19 protein-coding genes and 1 pseudogene are annotated in these 23302 nt (G+C 37.3%); 7 read left to right on the top strand and 13 right to left on the bottom strand.

From position 1 onward, the window contains the following. Positions 1-140: 140 nt before the first annotated feature. The gene (locus tag ND855_RS04165; RefSeq protein WP_265357317.1) at positions 141-1985 is read left to right on the top strand and encodes an alginate export family protein; all 1845 of its coding nucleotides are present in this window, start codon (positions 141-143) and stop codon (positions 1983-1985) included. Positions 1986-1991: 6 nt separating this feature from the next. On the opposite strand, the gene ND855_RS04160 is transcribed toward ND855_RS04165, so the two are convergent. Next, positions 1992-2654 (bottom strand): TetR/AcrR family transcriptional regulator C-terminal domain-containing protein, encoded by a 663-nt coding sequence (locus ND855_RS04160; protein WP_265357316.1) that lies wholly within the window; start codon positions 2652-2654, stop codon positions 1992-1994. Positions 2655-2813: 159 nt separating this feature from the next. On the opposite strand from ND855_RS04160, the gene ND855_RS04155 reads away from it, so the two are divergent. Beyond that, complete coding sequence (locus tag ND855_RS04155; RefSeq protein WP_265357315.1) at positions 2814-3776, top strand: NAD(P)-dependent alcohol dehydrogenase; 963 nt, start codon at positions 2814-2816, stop codon at positions 3774-3776. Between the two features lie 51 nt (positions 3777-3827). On the opposite strand, the gene ND855_RS04150 is transcribed toward ND855_RS04155, so the two are convergent. The 3 genes from ND855_RS04150 to ND855_RS04140 form a co-directional block, all read right to left on the bottom strand. After that, positions 3828-4115 (bottom strand): hypothetical protein, encoded by a 288-nt coding sequence (locus ND855_RS04150; RefSeq protein ID WP_265357314.1) that lies wholly within the window; start codon positions 4113-4115, stop codon positions 3828-3830. Positions 4116-4194: 79 nt separating this feature from the next. Next, on the bottom strand, positions 4195-4866 hold the full coding sequence (trhA, locus tag ND855_RS04145) for a PAQR family membrane homeostasis protein TrhA (protein ID WP_407658734.1): 672 nt from the start codon (positions 4864-4866) through the stop codon (positions 4195-4197). A 427-nt stretch (positions 4867-5293) separates the two neighbouring features. After that, a complete protein-coding gene (locus tag ND855_RS04140) occupies positions 5294-5623 on the bottom strand; it encodes an EF-hand domain-containing protein (protein WP_265357312.1) in 330 nt (109 codons plus the stop codon). A 159-nt stretch (positions 5624-5782) separates the two neighbouring features. Between ND855_RS04140 and ND855_RS04135 the strand changes: the two genes are divergently transcribed. Then, complete coding sequence (locus tag ND855_RS04135; protein ID WP_265357311.1) at positions 5783-6964, top strand: serine hydrolase domain-containing protein; 1182 nt, start codon at positions 5783-5785, stop codon at positions 6962-6964. 26 nt (positions 6965-6990) lie between these two features. Here ND855_RS04135 and ND855_RS04130 read toward each other — a convergent pair whose 3' ends face one another. Both ND855_RS04130 and ND855_RS04125 read right to left on the bottom strand, forming a co-directional pair. Further along, on the bottom strand, positions 6991-8739 hold the full coding sequence (locus tag ND855_RS04130) for an acyl-CoA dehydrogenase family protein (protein WP_265357310.1): 1749 nt from the start codon (positions 8737-8739) through the stop codon (positions 6991-6993). A gap of 10 nt (positions 8740-8749) precedes the next feature. Then, positions 8750-10744, bottom strand: coding sequence for an NADPH-dependent 2,4-dienoyl-CoA reductase (locus ND855_RS04125; protein WP_265357309.1), 1995 nt, complete (start codon positions 10742-10744; stop codon positions 8750-8752). 126 nt (positions 10745-10870) lie between these two features. On the opposite strand from ND855_RS04125, the gene ND855_RS04120 reads away from it, so the two are divergent. Continuing rightward, a complete protein-coding gene (locus ND855_RS04120) occupies positions 10871-11524 on the top strand; it encodes a TetR/AcrR family transcriptional regulator (protein WP_265359335.1) in 654 nt (217 codons plus the stop codon). Here ND855_RS04120 and ND855_RS04115 read toward each other — a convergent pair whose 3' ends face one another. Continuing rightward, positions 11525-12187, bottom strand: coding sequence for a TetR/AcrR family transcriptional regulator (locus ND855_RS04115; RefSeq protein ID WP_265357308.1), 663 nt, complete (start codon positions 12185-12187; stop codon positions 11525-11527). 98 nt (positions 12188-12285) lie between these two features. Continuing rightward, positions 12286-14448: a neutral/alkaline ceramidase gene (locus tag ND855_RS04110; RefSeq protein WP_265357307.1), complete on the bottom strand. Its 2163-nt coding sequence runs from the start codon at positions 14446-14448 to the stop codon at positions 12286-12288. A 302-nt stretch (positions 14449-14750) separates the two neighbouring features. On the opposite strand from ND855_RS04110, the pseudogene ND855_RS04105 reads away from it, so the two are divergent. Next, positions 14751-16852, top strand: a pseudogene (locus ND855_RS04105) (cellulase family glycosylhydrolase). 54 nt (positions 16853-16906) lie between these two features. Here the strand turns inward: ND855_RS04105 and ND855_RS04100 are convergent. Both ND855_RS04100 and ND855_RS04095 read right to left on the bottom strand, forming a co-directional pair. After that, positions 16907-17728, bottom strand: coding sequence for a Rossmann-fold NAD(P)-binding domain-containing protein (locus ND855_RS04100; protein WP_265357306.1), 822 nt, complete (start codon positions 17726-17728; stop codon positions 16907-16909). Positions 17729-17754: 26 nt separating this feature from the next. After that, a complete protein-coding gene (locus ND855_RS04095; RefSeq protein WP_265357305.1) occupies positions 17755-18555 on the bottom strand; it encodes a helix-turn-helix domain-containing protein in 801 nt (266 codons plus the stop codon). 215 nt (positions 18556-18770) lie between these two features. Here ND855_RS04095 and ND855_RS04090 point away from each other — a divergent pair, with 215 nt between their 5' ends. Both ND855_RS04090 and ND855_RS04085 read left to right on the top strand, forming a co-directional pair. Then, positions 18771-19787, top strand: a complete 1017-nt coding sequence (locus ND855_RS04090) for an LLM class flavin-dependent oxidoreductase (RefSeq protein WP_265357304.1) — start codon at positions 18771-18773, stop codon at positions 19785-19787. A gap of 75 nt (positions 19788-19862) precedes the next feature. Then, a complete protein-coding gene (locus ND855_RS04085; RefSeq protein ID WP_265357303.1) occupies positions 19863-20900 on the top strand; it encodes an alpha/beta hydrolase family esterase in 1038 nt (345 codons plus the stop codon). A 16-nt stretch (positions 20901-20916) separates the two neighbouring features. Here the strand turns inward: ND855_RS04085 and ND855_RS04080 are convergent, their stop codons facing one another. From ND855_RS04080 to ND855_RS04070, 3 genes are read right to left on the bottom strand one after another with little or no spacing between them, the layout of a single operon-like run. After that, positions 20917-21138 (bottom strand): cysteine-rich CWC family protein, encoded by a 222-nt coding sequence (locus ND855_RS04080; RefSeq protein WP_265357302.1) that lies wholly within the window; start codon positions 21136-21138, stop codon positions 20917-20919. Then, positions 21138-21902 carry an ethanolamine ammonia-lyase subunit EutC gene (gene eutC / locus ND855_RS04075; protein ID WP_265357301.1) on the bottom strand — a complete coding sequence of 255 codons (765 nt, stop codon included), beginning with the start codon at positions 21900-21902 and terminating at the stop codon, positions 21138-21140. Before eutC ends, ND855_RS04080 begins: the two co-directional genes overlap by 1 nt. 2 nt (positions 21903-21904) lie before the next feature. After that, positions 21905-23293 carry an ethanolamine ammonia-lyase subunit EutB gene (locus tag ND855_RS04070; RefSeq protein ID WP_265357300.1) on the bottom strand — a complete coding sequence of 463 codons (1389 nt, stop codon included), beginning with the start codon at positions 23291-23293 and terminating at the stop codon, positions 21905-21907. Positions 23294-23302 lie beyond the last annotated feature (9 nt).

Raw genomic sequence — 23302 nt, 5'->3', positions numbered from 1 at the left:
ACTAAAAAAATAGTATCCAAAATCTTCAATAAACTGTACAAAAATCATCCTTTAAATTAGGTGTCCTACGCATCTGGAAATTTATGGATAGGAAACAGGTTAGGTCTCATGTTCACTGGCAAAAATCACGGGAGTACCAAATGTACACGCAATTTTATAAACTAATCATTGGACTATTCATCAGTATCACTCTCTTTTTTGGACCAGGAGAAATTGAGGCACAGTTCATTACACCTGTTAAAAAGGAAACACCTGAACCACAGAATCCGCCACCCACTCCGCCACAGGTATCCCCTCTTCAGGAACCAACAAAAGAAACACAAGCTCTGCCTGAAGAACCAGCTGAGTATGTAAGTCCCATGAAAGGAAATCTTTCCGGTGAGTATTTCCGAAGTTTTCAAATCACAAACAAACAAAAAAAAGCCATCCAAGAAAACAAAAGTTTATGGTTTGCAGATCGTTTCCGTGTGGGATTTGGTTTACGTCCCAAAGCAGATTCCTTGTATAATACCGATTTCGATCGTTCTACGGCGGATAACAGAAACACGGTGACAAACCAAACTCAATTTTATTTGGTAGGAGACGTATCACCTAACATTACCTTTAAACTCACCTTCCAAGACGTAAGGTTATGGGGAGGTGAAATTACAACTGGTACTGCGGACCAAAAACTTGGTGTGATTTCAAATGTGGGAACAACAATTGATACAAGTAGACAGAGAGAAGTTGCTTTAAACAATTATACTGGATTTAGAGAAGCATTTTTAGACCTTAAAACCACAAACCAAATGTTTCGTGTGAGAACCGGACGTCAAATTTTAGACTTCGGTGATGGTAGGATCCTTGGTGCACGGAATGATAGTTTGAATGGTAACTCGTTTGATGCTGTAAGAACAACTCTTACCGTCCAAAAACAAACGTTAGATGTGTTTGGAGCCATCGTCAGTTCCGAAAACAATGCAAACAGTATGGTTTCCAATAATTCAACTAGGTTAAACGGCCCTGGGAATGCATCTTATTATGGCGTACATTATGGTGTCAAACCTTGGGAATGGTTGGGTATAGAAGTATATAATTTTACATTATACAAACAAAGATTAAAGGCAACCAATACTACTCCCTATGGATCTGAGATTTATTACCGCGATCCAGACCAATTGAATACTACAGGATTTCGATTAACGAATCGTACAAAAAGTAATTCATTACCAAAAGAAACTGGGATTGATTGGATGGTGGAAGCGGCTTGGCAAACAGGTTTTAATGGAGAAAGAGTATCCCCCGATTGGATCAATCAAAATGGTGCTTTAAAAACCAATAAAACAACGGGTGCCCCTCCTCCTTTTTCTGATCCAGTACGTTATAAGGCAAATATCGTAGCAGCTCAGTTAGGTTATACTCCGGTAAAAGAATTTAGAATTGGTATTCAGTATGTGCAAGCATCTGGTGATCCGAATCGAAATGATGGAAGCGTTGCTACATACAACCCTTTATTTGCCACAAGAAGGATGGCGGGAGGAGCCATTCCTTTTGCAGGAAATGGAAATTCTGGTTTAGTGTTTTGGCAAAATATCAAAGATTATTCCATTCATATCAAATACGAATCACCAACATGGGGAACATTTATCATCAACCCTCACTGGTATTACAAAACAAAATTACAAGATGGTTATTATGAAAACAATAACTATGTGGCAGGAAGTAAGGCAACGGGTGAAACCGCATCAACGGAAGATTTTTATAACACAGAAGCATACAATCCGAATCGCCCAAAACTGGGAAAACATGTTGCTACTGAAATCAATTTGATTTATATCATTACACCATTTGAAAACGTATCCTTTTGGTTTGGAGCAAGTTCACTTTATGCTGGAGACGCGATTCGAAACCAAAAAAACAATCCTTACCAGGCTGACCCATACCATAGATATGATTTCAAACCAAATGCAAGTTTTTTCACCTTTCAAACTGTATTTGCTATTTAAGATTAATTAAGATTTGGGATTTGGATTGAATCCATCCAGGATTAAGTCCAACCCAAATTCAAAATCATGTTTTCCATTATATTTCTTAGTTGCCACATCTTTTGTTAGTTGGTAAAAGTATGGCAATTGATCCTTTGGGATCATTGGTAAGTATTCACTCGCTTTTTGCGAATACTCTTCAGTTTTAAATGGAAAATTCAATTCCTGTAGTGTAAATCCATAAATATGTGCATCAATGGCATTGATCATTTGGTCTGCTTGTTTATAGGAAAATCCTGCTTTCACCAAACAACCTAAAGTATCATTAAAATATTGGAGTAAATTTTCTCCAACATTCACTCTTGAAACAAGTAACATAGTCAACCATGGATGTAAAAGGAGGATTTTTCGTACAGATTTTGCACGTTTTTTCATCTCTTTTCGCCAATAACCACCTATCTTTGGATAGGCGATTTTTTTTACACAATCCTCAACCATCCCGTCTAACAACTCATCTTTATTTTGAATATGATTGTACAAAGACATGGCTTCAACACCTAACAGATTTGCCAAATTTCTCATGGATAGGGAATTGATCCCTTTTTTGTCAGCAAAAGAGATTGATGTCTCAATCAAAATTTCTTTCGAAAGTGACTTCTTCGGTTTTTGAATCTTTTTTTGGAAAGCCAAACCACTAATCTCCCTTTTTCATTTCAGTTACTAGAATAAATTTTAATCTACATTTATCATAAAATCCACTACTTATTAAAATTTTCATCCTTTCATTGGAAATATATTTTCTTGACAGACTTACACTGTAAGTTAATTTCATAGGAAGGAGTTTTCCCATTGAGAGTCATCACAAATAGAAAGTATGGACCACCTGAAGTATTAAAATTAGAAGAATGGGAAATCCCAATACCAGAAGATGATCAAATATTGATCCGGATTGTGAATACCTCGGTCAATTCTGCTGACTGGAGACTCCGAAAACCGGATCCAAAAGTAGTGCGTTTGTTTTTCGGAATCTTCAAACCTAGATCTGTTGTATTAGGCATAAGTTTTTCGGGAATCGTTGAAGCCGTTGGCAAGAAGGTTACAAAATTTCAGGTTGGAGACAAGGTACTCGGTTCACCGGGAATGAAGATGGGAACGTATGCTGAATATATTTGTGTATCTGAAAAATCCACGATCACAAAATTTACATCTGGAATCAGTTTTGCAGAAGGAGCAACTCTTTCCTTCGGTGGTCTCACTGCCATTGATTTCCTTCAAAAATGTAAGGTTCATACCAAACAGACAATCCTTATCTACGGAGCGTCAAGTTCTGTGGGAACATCTGCAATTCAAATTGCAAAACATTTCGGTGCAATTGTTACGACGGTTTGCAGTAAAGAAAATATACCACTTGTAAAATCATTAGGTGCTGACGAATCCATTGATTATGATCAATTTTATTCTCTACCTGATACTAACAAATATGATATCGTATTTGAATGTGTTGGTAAAACAACCATTGATAAAAATTTAAAACATTTAAAGGGAGGTGGTAATTTAGTTTTAGTAGGTGCTACATTTCGTCAAATGTGGGATGCATTTTATTTATCTCTTTTTAAGAGAAAAAAAATTCACTTTGGTCCCATTAAAGAAACATTAGAAAATTTGAATTTCCTTGTTTCCCTTGCCAATCTTGGCAAATACAAAACCTACATTGATAGGCATTATCCTTTAGAAGAAATGGTATTAGCCCACCACTATGTAGAAGCTGGCCATAAAAAGGGAAATGTTGTGATTGATGTTACAAAAGGTTGAACTGAATTTAGTAATCCCACCTAATTCAATTTAGGTAGGATTACAACCAAATCAATTGATCTTTATTTGTGAATGGTTTACCTGTTTTTTATTTCCACCGAATGTCAAATCAGTATACACTCGCTCTGATTTACACACCTTCACATTTGCGGCAGTCGAACAAGAAGCTGTTCCTGAGATTTTACATCCTTTGGCTTCACAAGTCTTGCGGTCTTTTCCCCGGCATTGTTGGCAACCATTTGTGCTTCCATTCCCACACAAAAAACAATCCTCCGCGAAGATTGCCGTTGATGAAAACAAAACCATCAAGGCAAAACTAAACGTGACCAATGTTCTCATATATTCTCCTACTTTTCCACCGTATGGCAGAGAAGAAGGGAAATTCTATGTTTCCAAAATATTTTGACAAACCAATTTTTTATTTTGGTACTGTTGGAATCACATAAAATAAAATCGCAAAAAAATGACAAACGCTCCCAGAAAGAACGAAGAGATGCCATATCGCATGATTCATTGGAAGACGGTCCCAAAGATAAAAAATCACACCAAACGTATAACTTAGTCCGCCGGCGACTAACCAAGACATACCACCAACTCCAATGGCAGCTCGGATGTCTTTCATCACAAAAATTGCAAGCCAACCCATGATGATATAAACTGCTACACGAAGGCCACTATACTTTCCAGGGAACAATAATAATAAAATAACCCCAATGAGTGCAAGGATCCAAATCACACCAAATAATACCCATCCCCATTCAGAATTTTCACGTAAACTAACAAGCGTAAATGGAGTATAAGTACCAGCGATTAACAAATAAATGGATGCGTGATCGATCACTTTAAATATTTTTTTTGTAGCAGTATGGTAGATACCATGATAAAGAGTAGAAGCTAAGTATAAAATGATCAGCGTTGCTCCATAAATGGCAGAACTTACGACATGCCAAATATCTCCATATAATACTGCCATGGTTAATAACAAAGAAAGACCAGCAATGCTTAAGCCCCCTCCAATTCCATGAGTCACTGCATTAGCAATTTCATGGCCGATGGAATATTCATGAACCGAATCAATCAGTTCTTTCATGGGATGAAGGTTTTCCTCACTTGCAGATTTTGTTTCAGAAATGGGCGGAGGATTGGTTCTATTTTTTTTCGAATTCACATGCGAAGTAGAAATAGATTTTTGATTCGAAAGTTTTTTGGATGTTGGTTTTTGTTTTTTAGGAGAAGGTTTCTGTTTTGCTTTCGCTTTTTTGACTTTCATTCGTTTTGACTGCTTGTATCACACTCTTAAATTGTAAGAAGGTCAATCCAAAGAAAGGTTTCAAAAAAAATGAATGAAAGGGAACAAATTGGTTTCTTTTTGCAAATACGAATCGTTTCGAATTCCAAAACTCCAGAATAACGGATATTTGGCTTTCATTCCAATGGAGAACCGTTTGACTCATTGTTTCCCCTTTGGAAAATTCCATAGGTAACAAATAAACGATCCTCCACGTAAAAGGCTTAAATCACTCTGAATCTTTGGTTTGGTCTTTTTCTTTCACTTGTTTTTTCTTTTCTTTGGCTTTATCCTTCATTTTCTCTTTTTGGTCCATACGTTTCTCTTTTAATTCTTCTAAAGAAACAGAACCGTCACCATCTTTGTCCAATTCTTGGAAAAAACCATCATGGAATTTTTGCCATTCTTCCTTTGACACTTTTTTATCGTCATTCGTGTCCATCTTTTTAAAATGTTCACCTGCCATTGGATGTTTTCCTTTGCCATCATGGTCATGGGCAAATACGGAACTTGTCACAAGGAAAGTTAGACAAACGAATAAGCTTAGAATTTTTTTCATAGAAAAACCTCTGCCGTATTGTTAAGCAGTTTTCCAACCAAGTCAACACCTTCATGAAAATTTTATGATATTCCTTTTTTTAAAATGATTCTATTTTTTTGATTTCCGAACGACAATTGTTTGTTTAAGCTTTTTCTAATGTAGTCATCGGCATTCCAAATGAAGTTCAAAAAATCTACCTTCCAAATCATTCTCTTCGCACTTACTTTCACTAACCCTAACATTCATTCGGAACCACCGAAGAGTCAAATTTGTCCGAAACCCATTTTAGATCGGGAGTGGCAAATCCTAACGAACATAGAAACAGAATTTGATCAAAATCAATTATGCGGGTATGTAAATGAAATTGCTTCCGAAGAAAGTGAATTCCATTCGTTTCTCATCGAAAGGCATGGGAAAATCGTAACTGAAGTATACAATACAAGACCAGATCATCCATTTAACAAACGCTATGGAACCAGGTTCCCATTTGACGGGGAAACTCAGTTTGATGCAAATACATTACATGATGTAAGGTCTGTTAGCAAATCCGTTGTTTCTCTGCTTTTTGGCATTGCTATCGATAAAAAAATAATCGATGGAGTGGATGTTTCAGTCCTTTCATACTATCCAGATTTACAAATTCCAAAAAACGATCCCAAACAAAACATTTCGTGGAAACACCTTCTAACGATGAGTAGTGGCCTTGATTGGGAAGAATGGAGGTATGGATTTTTATTCAGCGATGAAACACGACTTCTTTGGAAAAAAGACTTACCCCAATTCTTTTTTGACAGGGATTTGATCCATACACCAGGAACTAACTTCAATTATAATGGAGGAGGAACGTCTGTTATTTCTGATATCCTGACAAAAAAAACAAACAAATCCTTAAAAGAATTAGCGAAAGAATGGTTATTCAATCCTTTAGAGATCCACAACTTCGAATGGGTTGAGGACAGAAATGGAAGGGCACTTGCCCATGCAGGCCTTAGGTTAAAACCAAGGGATATGTTAAAATTAGGAAGGTTGGTCTTAAATGGAGGGAATTGGAAAGGAAAACAAATTATCTCAAAACAATGGTTAAATGATTCTTTCAAAAAACAAATCAATTCCCAGGTCAAAATATTCCGTAAGGATGGAAATCCCCTATTCTACGGATACCAATGGTGGCTTGGAGAAACCATTTTGGCAGAGAAAAAAATTCCGTGGTCAGTTGCACTTGGGAATGGGGGGCAACTTATTTTCGCCTTTCCTAGTTTCGATATGGTCATTGTCACAACCGCCGGTGGTTATGGAGATCCGACCACCATCCAAAGGATTTTGGAGGCGGTCGAAAAAATTTTAACCACCGTTAAATGATTTTCTAACCAATCGAATCAATCGAATCAATCGAAATATTGGATTCGATACAAGCAAGACTGAGCCGTAGCAGCACTATCAATTACATATGCACGGCAATCTTTTCGCCAAATTTCTTTGGTATCTGCATCTTTAATTTTTGAAATTGATTTTTCATATAACAAACTACAAAGGTATCTTGCCATTTGAATCATTAAGTTTTCTGCAACGGTTTCCTTTTTTACTTCTTCTTGGATGTTTCGCATCACTCGAATTGATTCTTCCAGTACACGTTCCTGTTCTAATAAAAAAGTAGATGGGGATACAATCTCTGCTTTAAGTGAATTCAGATACTTTCTAAAATTTCCATCACCTGCCATTCCTGCAAGGATTGCACCTGTTGCGATGCGCACATGAATTTGGGAAGTTCCTTCGTAAATGGTATTGATCCTTGAATCACGAAACATTCTAGAAATATCATAGTCTTCCGTATAACCAGCACCACCAAATACCTGTACAGCGATACTAGTATTTTTATGGCCTTCTTCCGAACTATAATATTTTGCGATAGGTGTTAAAATGGAAGCAAGTGTAGACCAGTATTTTACTTTTTCATCCTTTCTGATGTCACGATCTGGTTTTCCTTGTTTTTCTAAACGGATCTGATGGTGTTGGTACATGTCAATCACACGAGCGGTCTCAAGTGTCAGAAGTCGCATAGCGTTCGTTTCGCGTTTGATTTTATTCACCATCTCATAGACAGCGGGAATCTCATAAATTGGTTTTCCAAATTGGTTCCTTTCATTTGCATACTTCAAAGACTCATAATAAGCTGCAGCTCCTCCACCACAACCACCAGAGGCGCTAACAAGTCTCATAAAATTTGTCATTCCAGCGGTATAACGAGTGAGACCTAATCCTTCTTCTCCCAAAATTTCTCCGTAACTATTATCATAAACTATCTCGCAAGTTGGTGATCCATGGAGGCCCATCTTTTTCTCGATACCAGCAACGGAGATGTCAGAACTTTTGACTAAAAAAACAGAAAGTCCACGAGCACCACCATCAGGTTTTCCCGTTCTTGCAAGTGTCAAAAGAAGTGCTGGATACTCACCAAGACCACATCCTTGCGAAATAAATCGTTTTGTACCTGTTAAACGATAACTTCCATCTTCTTGTTTGACAGCGACTGTCCTGACACTATTTAAATCAGACCCAAAATCTGGCTCCGTGAGTGACATTGCGAATAAACACTCACCCGTTGCTGCCTTCGTGGCATATGTTTCGATTTGTTCTTCTGTACCAAACCTAGATACAATTTGTGCTAAATTTAAGAGTGTGGTTGTCATACAAAAAGCAACATCCGCACGAGCGATAATCATCGCATAAAATGCACCAACGGTTGCAGGGAAATTCAATCCACCTGCTTCTCTTGGAAGTGAATAACCCATAAGTCCCGTACTACGAAATTTTTCATAAATTTCTACAGTTTCTTTTGGGAAAATTACCTTTCCATTTTCATACTTTAATTCGTTTCGATCCATAATTTGAGATTTTTGAGAGACATCTTTGCCAAAAAAATCTCCCATTGCATCCAAACTGGAAGTGTATAATTCCATAGCTTCTTCTAAGGAAGAAGGTGCCATTTCGTATCGATTATTTTTGGTTTCATTATAAACTTTATGGTCAATAAAACCATCACCTTCTGTTTCTTTTACAATTGATTCCCAATCAATGAGTTGGTTATAAATTAATTGTAGGTCTTTATCATCTGAAAAATAGTTATTTGCGATCATATTTGTTTCCTTAAATGTTATAAGCTGCTTCTAGTCCTTCGAAAAATGCTCGTTTTGCATCGATGTTCTTAGCATCCTTTGCTCCACCGATTAAAATGATTTTTTGGTTTTGAGATTGTTTTACGTATTGTTCATACAATGAATCTTCTTTTTCCTGACCAACACATAAGATGATCGAATCACAAGGATATAAAAACTCTTCTCCATTTTTAAATACAACAACAAGTCCCTCTTTTGTGACTTCCTTATATGTTAAACCTTGGAAAAACTCAACCCCTTCTGATTCTAACTCTTGTTTTAATGCCCAGAATGTGGTTGGGCCTAATCCTGCGCCATGTTTTCCATTCCTACGAAAAACTCCTACCTTTCGTTTTGCTTTTACAGTTTGGATCACAGCATTTGTAAATGAATTTATATTGTATTTTTGATTGTATGATTCAATTGTCGGATCATTTTCTTCTGTTAAACGATGAGCAACGTCTACTCCAATTCCACCACCACCAATCACTGCAACCGCTTTTCCAGGAACTAATTTACCTGTTAAGTAATCTGCATAACTTCCATGAGGTAATAAATCTAATCCTTTTAAATGAAATTCACGCGGGATTACTCCACTTGCAAAGATAACCACATCCGAGTTTTTTGCTTTGATGTTTTCGATTGTTGCTTCGGTGTTTAAATGAATTTTGACTCCAATCGCATTCAGTTCATTTTTGAAATAACGAATGGTTTCATTAAACTCTGATTTTCCTGGAATATGTGATGCCAATTGGAACTGACCTCCAATTTGGTCTCTTTTTTCAAAGATGGTAACATCATGCCCTAATTCTTTTGCCACTCTTGCGGCTTCCAATCCAGCAGGTCCTGTTCCAATCACTAAAACGTTTTTTGGGTTAGTTGTTTTTTTGAAGTTATACTTATCTTCATTCATTGCCACAGGATTTACAATACAAGAAACATGTTTTTCTTGGAATGCATGGTCGAGGCATGCTTGGTTACAAGCAACACAAGTATTAATTCGTGCAGAGTTTCCATTTGATAATTTTTGAACAATAGATGGATCAGCTAAAAACGGTCTTGCCATTGAAATCATATCTACACTTTGTTCGGAAAATACTTTTTCAATTGTGGATGCATCATTTACACGATTGGAAGCAATGATCGGCACACCTGGAGTTTGTTCTTTGATACGACGTGCGATGGGAACCCAAGCTCCTCTTGGGACAAGTTGGCTAATGGTAGGGATTCTAGACTCATGCCATCCAATTCCAATATTGAGAGCGGTTACTTTTTCATCACGTAGGGCATTTGATAATCCGATCACTTCTTCGAAACTAGGATTCCCTGGTATCAGATCGATGCCTGACATTCGGAAAATAATCGGGAATCCTTCGGGAAGATTTTTTTTAACGACACGTAATACTTCGATCGAAAAGTTCATTCGGCGTTTGGCATCACCACCAAAATAATCATCACGGTGATTTGTCACTGGTGAAAAAAATTGATTTAATAAATAACCTTCACTCCCCATAATTTCCACAGCACCAAACCCTACTTCATGAGCGATTTTTGCGGAACGTCCAAAATCTTCGATGGTTCTCCAACATTCGTCTTCTGTTAACGCTCTTGGCACATAACGATTAATTGGTGCTCTTATGGCAGATGGAGCAACACAGTTTCGGTCAAATGCATATCGACCAGCATGAAATAACTGCGCACACATTACCCCTTTTCCTTTTAGGGCTTCGTTGAGTAGTTTGAGTTCATTTGCATGGAGTGGGTCTAAAAATTGAAAAAATGATTTTGATCCCTTCCCTTCTTCATTGACACTAATTCCGCCAGTGACAATCATTCCGACTCCACCATCAAAACGTTTGCCATAAAAGGTAGCCATTCTATGAGCAACTCCAGTCTCTCCTTCCACGCCTAAGTGCATAGAACCCATTAAAAATCGATTGGGTACTGTCACATTTCCTAGTTGGATCGGTGTAAAGGCTGTATTCATAAAACTCCCTCAAAAAACGAATTAATTTACCATCGGTAATATATTCAAATTTAGAAACAAGTATTAAATTACCAACGGTAAATAACTGGTAGTCATAAGATGGAAAACAATCCAAAATGGCAAAAAATGGTAGCAAAAAAACGAAAAGCGAAAGCTAAAACCATCACACGGGTTGGCCGCCCAAACAAAATGAACAGCGTTAATGTTCGTGAGGCACTGATCCAAGCGGGTGTCGAATTATTAGAAACCACTTCTCTGGAAGAAATTTCCTTACGAAAGGTTGCTGCAAAGGCAGGTGTCAGCCATGTAGCAAGTTACCATCATTTCGAAAACAAACATGCGTTATTTTCTGCAATTGCAGAGATTGGTTTTCAAAAATATTTTGAAACTTATCAAAAGGAATTAGAAAAAACAGAACAAGACTTCAAGGGTCGTTACCGAGCACTTGGTTGGACTTATTTTCAGTTCATCATGAATAATCGTCAATTCGCAAGGATTATGTTTGGTGGTATGGGAGTTGAATCTAACCTCAATCCCACATTGTCTTCTGTCTCAAGAAGAACCTATCGCCAATTACACGAAATCATCAGAATGGGACAAAACTTAGGTCATTTAGAAAAAGGACAAACAAGAGAAAAAACTTTAGCTTCCTGGGCCATGATCCATGGTATTGCTATGTTGTTTTTGGAAGGTCGATTACAATTGAAAAATGATATAAACGAGATGGAAAAGTTTATCCAAACTGTTACTGAATATGCATATAATGGAATGAAAACTTAATTATTTTCTTGGTTCACAAACTTCAGGAAAATAGTTTAATAAGTAAGATATTGTGGCTTTTTTTGCTTCTCCAACCATCCATGGCGTAAAGTCTCCGTATGTGCGATAAGAGAGTTTTAACAAAGAATCGGGAATCGAAATGGCGACACCAAATATTTGGTCAAGTGTATCTAAATTTGGTAACTGGAATCTATCAATTAAACCTTGTTTGGTGAGGTTTGCCAACTTTATATCTAACTCTTGGCCAACTAACCTCATTTCAGGATTACTCATTCTATACCCATAGATTAACCGAGGGAAGGCGATTTCAGAATTTGTTACTTCAATGGCCACATCAATGGATCTTTCAATGTATTCTTTCCAAGTTTTGAAAGTTTCCTTTTTTAAGGCAGTGAGTTTTTCGACCATACCTTCTGAATGTAACAATCGAATTCCATGGAAAATTGCCTCAACATTCGGGAAAAAATGGTAAGCGGAAGGCCTCGGAATTTTAGCTTTTTTGCAGATATCCGCAAAACTAATCTCTTCTGGTTTTTTTTCTTTTAAGAGTTCAAAAGCAATTGATAACAATTGGGCACGTCTGTTCCTTCCCTGTTTACTTGTGAATTTAAACGGCCTTGAAGCAAGGTCAGGAGAGAGGGATGCGTCTACCAATTTATCCATAGTACGATCATCTCTCGGAATCTCACCTAGTCAATCCCGTTGTAAAGAAAAAATCCTGACCCATTCCTGGGCCAGGCGAGGTGATTGTTCAGATATTCCTATTGGATCGTAAAATTGTTTGTCACTCCTTGGTAGGCACTGATGGCACCAGTCCAACCTGATTTCCAGTGCCCACGATGGCGAATGCGGTAAGTTCCTTTTGGATACGAAGTAGAATCCCAGGATGTTGTAATTTTCGAATATGCGATTCCATCACGTTGCCATCTATATGTGGTAGATGGATCGTTGTCTCGTGCAACAACTGTCCATGTGGAACCGTTTTGTCTTTCAATGTCAACAAAGCTACTTCCAATTAACATATTGTTTTTTGGATGAGCACCCCAGAAAACAGCCGTTACTTTAGATCCAATTGCATAACTAGGAGACGGTTGTGTGATCACATTTCCAAAACTTTTAAATAAAGGAACATCATCAAATACAACTCCAGTTTGGAATGTAGCTTGGTTATTTGTCAGATCGGCTGGGGTTGGACCATTCGGAACAGATACACCGTTTCGTAAAGCGGATGCTAATTTTCCAAATTCTTGTTCATACGCTTTTAGTGTATGTGGTCCAAATTGAGTAGAGGCACCTTCATACTGTTGGGAAGAATATTCTTCTCTTGTCGTGAGGTAGGAAGTGTATGAATTGGCTAATGCTGAAATGACAGTATAATCGTTTTGCATTATATTTTTTACAAGAGAACGAATCCTTCTCCCAGCCATCGTAGAGACCTCTGCAGGAATTGCTAAAATGGATAAATTTCCGATTTTGACAATTTGAATCGGAATGACAGGTGGTGTCCAAGGATTTCCGTCAAAACTTGCCACACCCGTTGGAATGAGAACTGGTTTTTCCGCATGACACAACTTATATGATTCACTCACTGAAGTTGGCCACAATACTCCTAGTGCTCCTCCAAGAAAACTCGCCTTAAATGCATCAGCAGTATTTGTATTCCAATCTAATGAATCTACAGTAGTTCCTTCATCAAAAAAATCGACTGAAACAGCATTGTCTTCAACACTACCAGCAGAAAAAGATGCACCCATACCTGCAGGACAAGTTGTGGTTCCTACACTACTAACATAAAGATTTGAAAAGTTAACAAATGTATGACGGAAATCAACGGATCCAGTCAATTGAGTATTTGCAGATTGGTATAAACTGACTGCTTTTTGGTATTGTTTATCTGCAATGATATTCTGCCTAATATAGTCATTCACACCATCAGCAGGTCCCCATAAATTTGGAGTTACATCACCTGCATTTGACTGAGCAAAGGCAGCAACAAAGGTTTGGTTTGCAGAATAGTTGGTTCCCTTTGTTTTCTCAAACAAATAAGAAGCCAATCCTTTGTTGTCTCCACCAATGAGTTTGTTTGAAGGTCCAACATTAGTTGGATGAACAGCAAACCAGTTCACCATCCCAAGTTCTCTTCCATCAGAAGCCACAAGTTTTAATAGAGTCATTGTTTGGTCGACATTGGATGAATAAAAATTACGTTCACTTGCAGGATTTTTATCATATGCCTCAACAGATCGGTTTTTACTCGCATCTGTAAGTTCTCCTTGGTTGATATAAACATTTCCTGGAACTAAATTCTGATGAGCCAATTTGATTGATTGGTAAATTCCATTTACGATGACATCAAAGTTTTCTTTAATGAAACCTGCAGTTGTAGCATTGTATAAAAAGTAATGAGAATAACCACCTGGCCCACTATGTGTATGTGTCGCAGATAATAAAACATTGGCTTCGGAATAATATGGTGCAAGTTCCCCATCAGTGGCAATTTTTTTGCTTACTGCTTGTTTGATGGATTGGAAAATCATTCCTAAATCAGCACTGACAAACACAACACGTTTGGATGCGTCGCCAATGATGTACGCTCTTGACCAAAGGCGCATATAAATCCCTTCCGTCTTTTGTGCAGTTTCTGCAAATCCCATCATACCAACTTCTGCTGCAGGCCCAGTAATGTCAGAGATTCCAACACCAACTAAGTAAGGAGAAGAACCGAGACTGGGAGCTACAGAACGACTGAGGCCAGAACCAGAATTAACTTCCGAATTCAAACCATTCGATTGTTCCAATTGGTCAGTTCCAACTAAACCAAGTATGGCGGACTGGGACGGCTTTTTATCTGAACAAGCCAGAACAAAAAGAAAGGACACGATGGATACACTCACGCGAACCAAGGGACTTATTTGGGATTTCATATACTCTCTCCGAATCTAAATTTCTCAATCATACATTTTTTCGCTTCTATCTGCCGAAGGAACCCTTGGGTCAAATCTGGGGATTAAGTCTAAATGGTGTTAAAAATATGGCAACAAATTAATCGACAATAGTCGGGTTTTATTTGACCAACGTTCAGAAATGCCTCTTTTCGCCGTTTTTGCGAGTCGATGGAATCTTTCCCGCTAATCTATGGTATTTCTATGTCATTTTTTACTCGACACATGTCGATTATTATGAAGGAACTGTCACCTAGTCACAATGAGGGATCAGAGGGGAAAGTATGGAACAACGAATCAAACGAAACTTTAAAAGGAGACAAATCATAAGTTACTTACTTGCAACCTTATTTTTGTTTTGTGCTCCAACGAGCGAAGGACCTAAACTCCTACTTCCATTTGTACAAACATCTCAAACGGAAACAAACTTTGGTGCTCAGACTTTCGGTAGTGGAAAGTCCATTACAGAACCTACAAATTTGATTCATGATCTAAATTATCTCAATTCCGCAGAAACTCGTGAGTTATTTGTATCCTATAAATCATTTGGAAATAACACGGATGCCATTTGGATTGATGGACTTGGACGTGAAACTACATTCAGAGGGTTTAATGTATCTGGTAATGTAAAATTAGTCGAACATGGATTCAAACCGTTTCAAAATGTAAATGATCTGGAAATTGCATTGAAAGGACTGACGAAGACAACTGGTTCCAATATCATTCGTTACACAATTGCATGGGAAGGTGTTCATCCTGATGTAGATAAAATTGATTATTCTTATTTGGATGAAGTGATTTCTCAAATTAAAAAAGTAACTTCGAAAAATATTTACGTCCTTCTTGATTACCACCAAGATTTGTTCTCAAGACACTTATTCAATCAGAACTCCTGGCATACAGGAAATGGTGCACCTTTATGGATTACTAAAAATGGAATTATCCAAAAGAATATTGTGGTATTGTATGTGCTAGTTGGAGTCAAAATAATTTAACAAACGAAGCAATTCGAAGAGCCTTTAGAAACTTTTGGAATAATGCTCCAGTGAATACTTCGTCTGGTGTCCGTTACATGCAAACAGAATACCTTTGGCAAATTGAAAAAACTGTTTCTTATATTAAAAATCAGTTATCATCAGAAGAGTTTTCTTACATCATAGGGTTAGATCCATTCAATGAACCAGTCGATGGTGGGATGGAAGGTTTAACCCCAAAACGATGGGATAATGAAAAACTCTGGCCCATGTACCAAAAAATTAGAACCATCCTCAATCAAAATGGCTGGGCAAACAAATGGGTATTTGCTGAACCACTTGTGTTTTGGAATACAAACATTGGTTCTGCGATTGCTCCTGCTACTGGTGGTGGGCATTTAAATGCTCCTCCCGGCCAAGGATTTGTCTTCAATTCACATTTTTATGATGCAGGGAGGATGGGAACAGATTTAACTGGAATCGACAATGCAACATATTTTAAATACTTAGATGAAATTAGAACAGATGCAAGGTTCTTAAAAATACCAATGTTTTTAAGTGAATTTGGCATGTGGTTAAAAGGAACTGGTGCCAAAGACACTCCTCGTATGATCAATGCAGTTTACCAAGCCATGGAAATTTCCGACAAAGAACAATCGACAAAAACCAGATTTGCCGATTTTTACAATCCGGTTGTTTCAGGTACTCAGTGGCATTGGGATTATTATTATGACCACCATGCTGAATACAAAAATGGGAATCCAAACAAACTCGTTACAACAAAAGATGCGTGGAATGATGAAGACTTCTCTGTGGTTGGAAATTATGGAACCAGTTTGAATGTTGATCCATTTGTCATCACAAGAGCCTATGTGCGTAAATCACAAGGCCGTCTATTCACCAGTCATTACAATGCCATTGGGTTTGATACTTGGAATAAAATGTTTTCTTGGGCATCAATCAAACCAGGAAACAATGAAGTCAAACAATTTGGAGACAAACGATTTTTAATCGTGATCTGGAGAGGAAGGTCTTCTGATGCACCTTCCGAATTTTATTTACCACCACATTTTGATCCTTCTAAAGTCATCGTGATGACTGAAAAAAAATTGTACTCTGGTGCGATACCAAATGTTCCAACAAACCAACCAAATGAAGTTGTGATTATGGCTGATCCAAAAAGGGAAATAGGATCTGGAAATGTTTTATACCTTTGGGATGATTTGGATTTAGATGAAAACCAATCTACTTCTTATCATTATGCACTCATTGTGAACAGGGAAAATACAACGTATCCAACTGCCACCTTACAAGAACTTCAATCTAAGTTAAACCAAAGGATTCTTGTTGAAGGAAAAAGTCCAATTTACCTCATCGGTAAGATGACTTACGGTGGATACCCGAACGAATGATACAATTCAAAATAGGAATGGTCTATCACCATTCCTATTTTATCCCAATGAAAATTACAAACTCCAAACTCCTGATTTTGCTGTTTCTTTTACATAATCTCTTAAATCTTTCGGTTTTCTTCCCATTGCAGATTCAAAATCATTTTGAATGAATTCATTTCTACCATCTAACACATTTTCAAACAAATACTGGATGAGCCAAATTGTATCCTTGGACAAACCAAGCTCACCTAACATCGAAATGTATTCTTCGAGTGGAATTTCCTCAAAAAGAATCGACTCCTTGATTTCATTTGCAATGATACGAAAGGTTTCCTCAAAATGATAAAGCGAAGGCCCAGTTAATTCATAAAGTTTTCCAACATGTTTCTGATTTACGAGAGCTTCAACTGCAAGATCTGTTATATCATCCAAATCAATAAATGGTTCTTTAAATTTGATTTTTGGAAAAATGATTTTCCTCTCTAAAATTGCATCCAGAAACATACCTTCACTGAAATTTTGAGAAAACCAACTCGAACGTAAAATTGTCCATTCCAATCCAGATCCCTGCACTATCTTTTCACAATTTATTGCCTCTGGTTCACCTCTACCTGACAGTAGTACAAGACGTTTGACCTTACATTTTTTAGCAAGATCAACTAATATTTGTATATGATGTATCGATTCTGGAACTGCTAAATCAGGTTGGTATGAAATGTAAATATGATCTACACCTTTTATCACTGCTTCCCAAGTTTCAGTTTTTTCCCAGTCAAAAGATGGATTGGTTTTTCTTGATCCCAACCGAATCGGCATTTCCAATTGGTTAAGTTTATTTACGATTCTAGATCCAGTTTTTCCACTGGAACCTAAAATTAAATTTAATGGTTTCATAACCATAGTTTACAAAAGAAAACAATTTAAAAATTGGACAAACCCGACATTGGATCGTTTTTTTCTCGAAATTGAAATGGTTTTTCTTTTGTAAAAGATTTGAACTGCCTGATAAAATGAGATTGATCTGCATATCCGATATTATATGCAATATCTGTTAACTTTGATTCCTTCTTTGCTTTCATTTCAAACAAACTAGTTTGGAAACGAATGATTGTTGCGAATTGTTTGGGAGTGAGTCCAACGTAATTTTGAAATTTCCGCTGTAATGTTCGTTCCGACATTTTTAGATCACTTGCGATTTTAAATATTTCACAGTTTCCGTTTGTATCGATGATTGTTTGTAAACAAGAATGTAAAACCAAATCAGGTAAAAAACCTTTCGACTTTTTGTGAAGATAATCTAAGATTGCTTCTTCTGCTATGATCGTTGAATTTTGTTGTATTGCCTTATGGAATTTTGTTTCACTTGTCCATTCTGATCTTTGAATCGTCCAACAGGAATTTGTTAGTTCTGTGATAGGAATTCCAAAGGATGATTCCACGAAACTTGGGAAGAGTTGCACCATCACAAAAAAATAAGGACCTTCAATTTCAATCTGAATTGGTTCTAAAGTTTGGCCGTAAATGAATACCGGATTCATAATTTTGGAAAGTTTGCCAACTATCACTTTTACAGGAGCAATCGAATGGAAAAAAACAAGTCCAGGAAAACCATCCGCAAAAAAAGGCAAAATTTCTTTTTTGGGAGTCATTGATTCAAAAACAAATATACCTTTTGCAATGAATTCTAAATCTTTTGGAATTTTTGGATTTGAAGCAGACATGAAACTTGTGGAATTATTGATCAGTTTCCTTTGTTGATTTTTTAAATGTCTTCTTAGACGAATTTAGAGAAACATTCGATTTTTTTTATTTTATTTTCCATAAAAAAACAAAGCCGGCTCACATAACAAGTGTATTTGAATTCTCTAATGAATCTACAATTCTAAATTTTCTACATTTACAGAAAATCACTCTTTCTGGGAATGTGATATCATACGTGAAACTTTCAATCTTAGATTTAGTTTTTATCAACCAAGGCCAGACAACAAAAGAAGCAATTCAAAATAGTGTGCGTGTGGCAAAGGCAGTAGAAACATTCGGTTATCATCGAATATGGATCGCAGAACATCATAATTTCCCTTCCATTGCGAGTGCTGCAACATCAGTCGTCATCGGCCATTTAGCGGAACAAACAAAATCCATCCGTGTCGGAGCTGGTGGCATCATGTTACCAAACCACTCCCCACTCGTGATTGCTGAACAGTTTGGAACATTAGAAAGTTTATATCCCAACCGCATTGATTTAGGGTTAGGCAGAGCTCCAGGGACAGACCAGCTCACCTTACGAGCATTACGTAGAGACCCGATGGCATCTCAACATTTCCCTGAAGATGTTAAAGAACTTTTAGAATATTTATCTTCTGACCGAAAAGAGGGAATGGTAAATGCAATCCCAGGTTATGGAACCAATGTTCCGGTTTGGATTTTGGGTTCTAGTTTATTTGGAGCACAACTAGCTGCGCTACTTGGTTTACCTTTTGCATTTGCATCTCATTTTGCCCCTACTCATTTAAAAGATGCTGTTACAATTTATAAAAAACAATTTCGTCCATCGCAATACTTACAATCTCCTTACGTAATGATTGCAATGAATGTTGTGGCAGCCGACACAGACGTAGAAGCGAATCATTTATTCACAAGTGTCGAACAGTCATTTCTTGGCATACTTAGAAATAAACGTGCTCCTTTTCCACCTCCAGTTTCTTCAATGGATGACTTATGGTCTGAACAAGAAAAACAAATGGCAAAACAAATGTTATCCGTATCAGCTGTCGGATCCAAAGAGACAATTGTCAAAAAAATAAACAAAATACAAGAAGAGATCCAAGCAAACGAATTGATTGTTGTATCTTCTGTTTATGACACAGATAAAAGGATCCGTTCGTTCGAAATCCTGATGGAAGTCCAAAACCAAATTTTTGATCCCTCTACCACGCGAGCTGTGAAAAATTAGTTTTGCTACCTTTCCCATTTGATAGTATTCTTTACAATCAGAGAAGATTCTTCTAACTTCGCCAGGGAGAAATATATGCCATTTCGAAAACGATTCTATTCATTGATTTTCATTGCACTTTGTGTTTTCACCATGGCTTCTTGTGAACGAGGTTTCATTCGTTCAACCCTCAAAGACAGGTTCCAGAAAAAAATCAGTGATTTGCCTGCTCCGAACGCGATAACTGATCTCACCCAACGCATTACAAATCCAGGTGATTATGTGTTTTCAATCATACACCAAGAGATTCCTCGTTATTATAAAATCCATGTTCCCATATCTTACAGTCAAGAGGCGACTGTCCCACTTTTATTTGTTTTTCATGGAGGTGGAGGTGATATGGAAATCCAATCAAAGGAAGAGTATTACCATCAAATTTCCAAATCAGAAGAATTAGGACACATCGTTGTATTTCCGAATGGATATAGTGTCTACAAATCAGGAAAGTTTGCGACCTGGAATGCAGGTAATTGTTGTGGAGAAGCAAAAAAGGCAAATATAGATGACCTTGGATTTGTAAAAGTTATCCTTGGCCACCTAACACAAAAGATGAACATCGACAAAAAAAGAATTTATTCCACTGGAATGTCAAATGGGGCAATGATGTCTTACCAAATTGCATGTTCAATGGCAGATCAATTTTCTGGGATCACTGCAGTGGCAGGAACTGATAATACAGTTGATTGCAAACCTTCCAAACCAATCTCCATTTTTCATATCCATGCTAAAAATGATGACAAGGTTTTATTTTATGGTGGAGCTGGTTCCAGTTTCACTGACAGAACACTCATAACGGATTTTGTTTCTGTTCCGAAAACTATATCCAAATGGGTACAATGGAACGGTTGTTATCCAACACCAAAAATTGTATTACAAAATAAAGATGTCACATGTGAAGAGTATCACGATTGCAAAGAAGGTGTGACAGTGAAACTCTGTGTGACGGAAGATGGTGGGCATTCTTGGCCAGGTGGGAAAAAACCTTCTCTACTGTTAGGTGGCGGACCACCGACAAAAGCGATCATTGCCAATGATGAAATGTGGGATTTTTTTAAATCCCATTCCAATCAGTAAACTATAATTTCTATATTCATATTTTCCAAGGTAAGTGAACTAACTTCTGGTTCACTCTGTATTCGAATGCCAATGTCTCCATACATTGGAAACACAAACAATCTGTATACTGAGTTGCCAAATATTCAGTTTCTTCTTTTGTCAATTGAACCTTCGTACATTGGCACAATTGAATGGAACCAACCTTACATTCAAAAATTCGCAAACAGTTGGGGCAAATTTTTTCCTCATGTTTCATCACTGACTCTTGGGAATTGTATACTGTTTTGATTCAGGCATTTGGTCTTTGAGTAATACTCCAGAGCGTTTTTGGGAAAAACTTTCTTGGATTAAATAAATTGTTTTATCACAGGCTAATGGTAATGGAAATCCAAGTGGTCTGACATTGGAAATACAATTTCTTGCTTCATCCGTTTTTCCTATTTTTGGTTCATATGTAAAGTAAAGTCCAAGGCTATCAGAGGAAGTAAGTCCTGGCCTTTCTCCAATGATCACTAAACACATTTTAGATTGTAAAATTTCGGATATTTCATCTCCGATCGCAACTCTACCCCATTGCACCACTACCAAAGGTGCAAGTTTAAGATGCAAAGTTTCAATTTTTGATAGAAATTCTTCTAAAAACAAAAGTAAGTTCTCATCAATTGCTTTCGCAGACAAACCATCTACACAAACAATACCTAAATCAAAACCTCTGTCCATTGCATCCAATTTGATTTTCGAATCTTCCGAAAGCCGTCTGCCTAGATCAGGTCTTAATAAATACTCTTGTTTAGAGGTTACTTGGCTTTTGACAAATTGGTGTTGGATACCATATAACTTTGTAAGCGATTTCAACTGATCAAAAATTGGATCCCAAGAGGGTTCCTTTACAACTGCATCTTTTGCCCTAGCATGGTCGAGCCGAAACTTTAACATATCTTTGGTGGAAATAGAAGCACCAAATCTTGTCAGGCCAATCCTTGCTTGTGTGAATTGTTTCCAGCGATCTAAATTTGACATATTTAATCCAACCTCATTTCTTTTTCAAACAGAGCAACCATTTGATTCTCAACAGGCAAAAACTGCTTTCCATTTGAAAAAATACCTTTCTGAACCAACCATTGCTCAAATTCAGGTGCCGGTTTTAATCCCAATACTTGTCTTAGATACAATGCATCATGAAATGAAGTACTTTGATATGATAACATCACATCGTCAGCACCAGGTATCCCCATGATAAAATTACAACCTGCCACTCCGAGTAGAGTTAATAAGGTATCCATATCATCTTGGTCTGCATCAGCATGGTTCGTATAACAAATGTCAACTCCCATTGGTAAACCCATTAGTTTTCCACAAAAATGATCTTCCAAACCTGCTCGAATGATTTGTTTTCCATTGTATAAATACTCAGGGCCGATAAACCCGACGACAGTATTCACAAGTAAGGGAGAAAATTTTCTAGCAACTGCATAGGCTCTCACTTCTAATGTTTGTTGGTCAATTCCATGATGTGCCCCAGCTGACAACGCACTGCCTTGCCCTGTTTCAAAATACATCACGTTATTTCCAATGGATCCTCTCTTCAAAGACAATGCCATATCTCTTGCTTCTGCTAATAGAGAAAGATTGATCCCAAAACTCTGATTCAAAGCTTCTGTTCCGCCGATGGATTGGAATACTAAGTCGAGTGGTGCTCCTTTTTGCATCACTTGCATTGAGGTGGTAACATGGGTAAGGATACATGATTGAGTTGGGATGGAATATGTTTGAATGATTTTATCTAACATTTCCAATAGTGAAATACAAGTGGGCACATGATCAGTGGCAGGGTTAATTCCTATCACAGCATCTCCACTACCAAGTAACAAACCATCTAAGATACTAGCTGCAATACCTTTCGGGTCATCGGTGGGATGGTTAGGTTGCAAACGAACTGACAACCTTCCGGGTAATCCTATTGTATTTCGAAACTTTGTGATAATTTTGATTTTTTGACTGACTAAAATTAAATCCTGATTGGACATGAGTTTCGAAACAGCAGCAACCATTTCTGGAGTAAGTCCCATACGAATGGATTCTAAAACAGATAGATCTGTTGTTTCCGATAGTAAAAAGTCCCGAAATCCTCCTACCGTTAAATGGGAAATCATCTTAAAAGCAGAAGGATCATGAGATTCTAAAATGAGTCTTGTCACCTCATCTTTGTTTGCCGGAATTAATTCGATATTTAAAAAATCTGATAAGTAAATATCAGCTAACACCATTTGGGCCGCAATTCTCTCTTCTTGGTTTTCTGCGGCAACTCCGCTCAAAATATCTCCTGAACGACGTGGAGATGCTTTTGCCAAAACTTCCTTTAAGTCACGGAACTGATATGTTTTTTTCCCGATGATGATTTGATAACTCACCCTTTTACT

Source organism: Leptospira paudalimensis, assembly GCF_026151345.1.
GTDB classification, from domain to species: Bacteria; Spirochaetota; Leptospiria; order Leptospirales; family Leptospiraceae; genus Leptospira_A; species Leptospira_A paudalimensis.
This window is presented reverse-complemented; position numbering and strand designations above follow the sequence as displayed.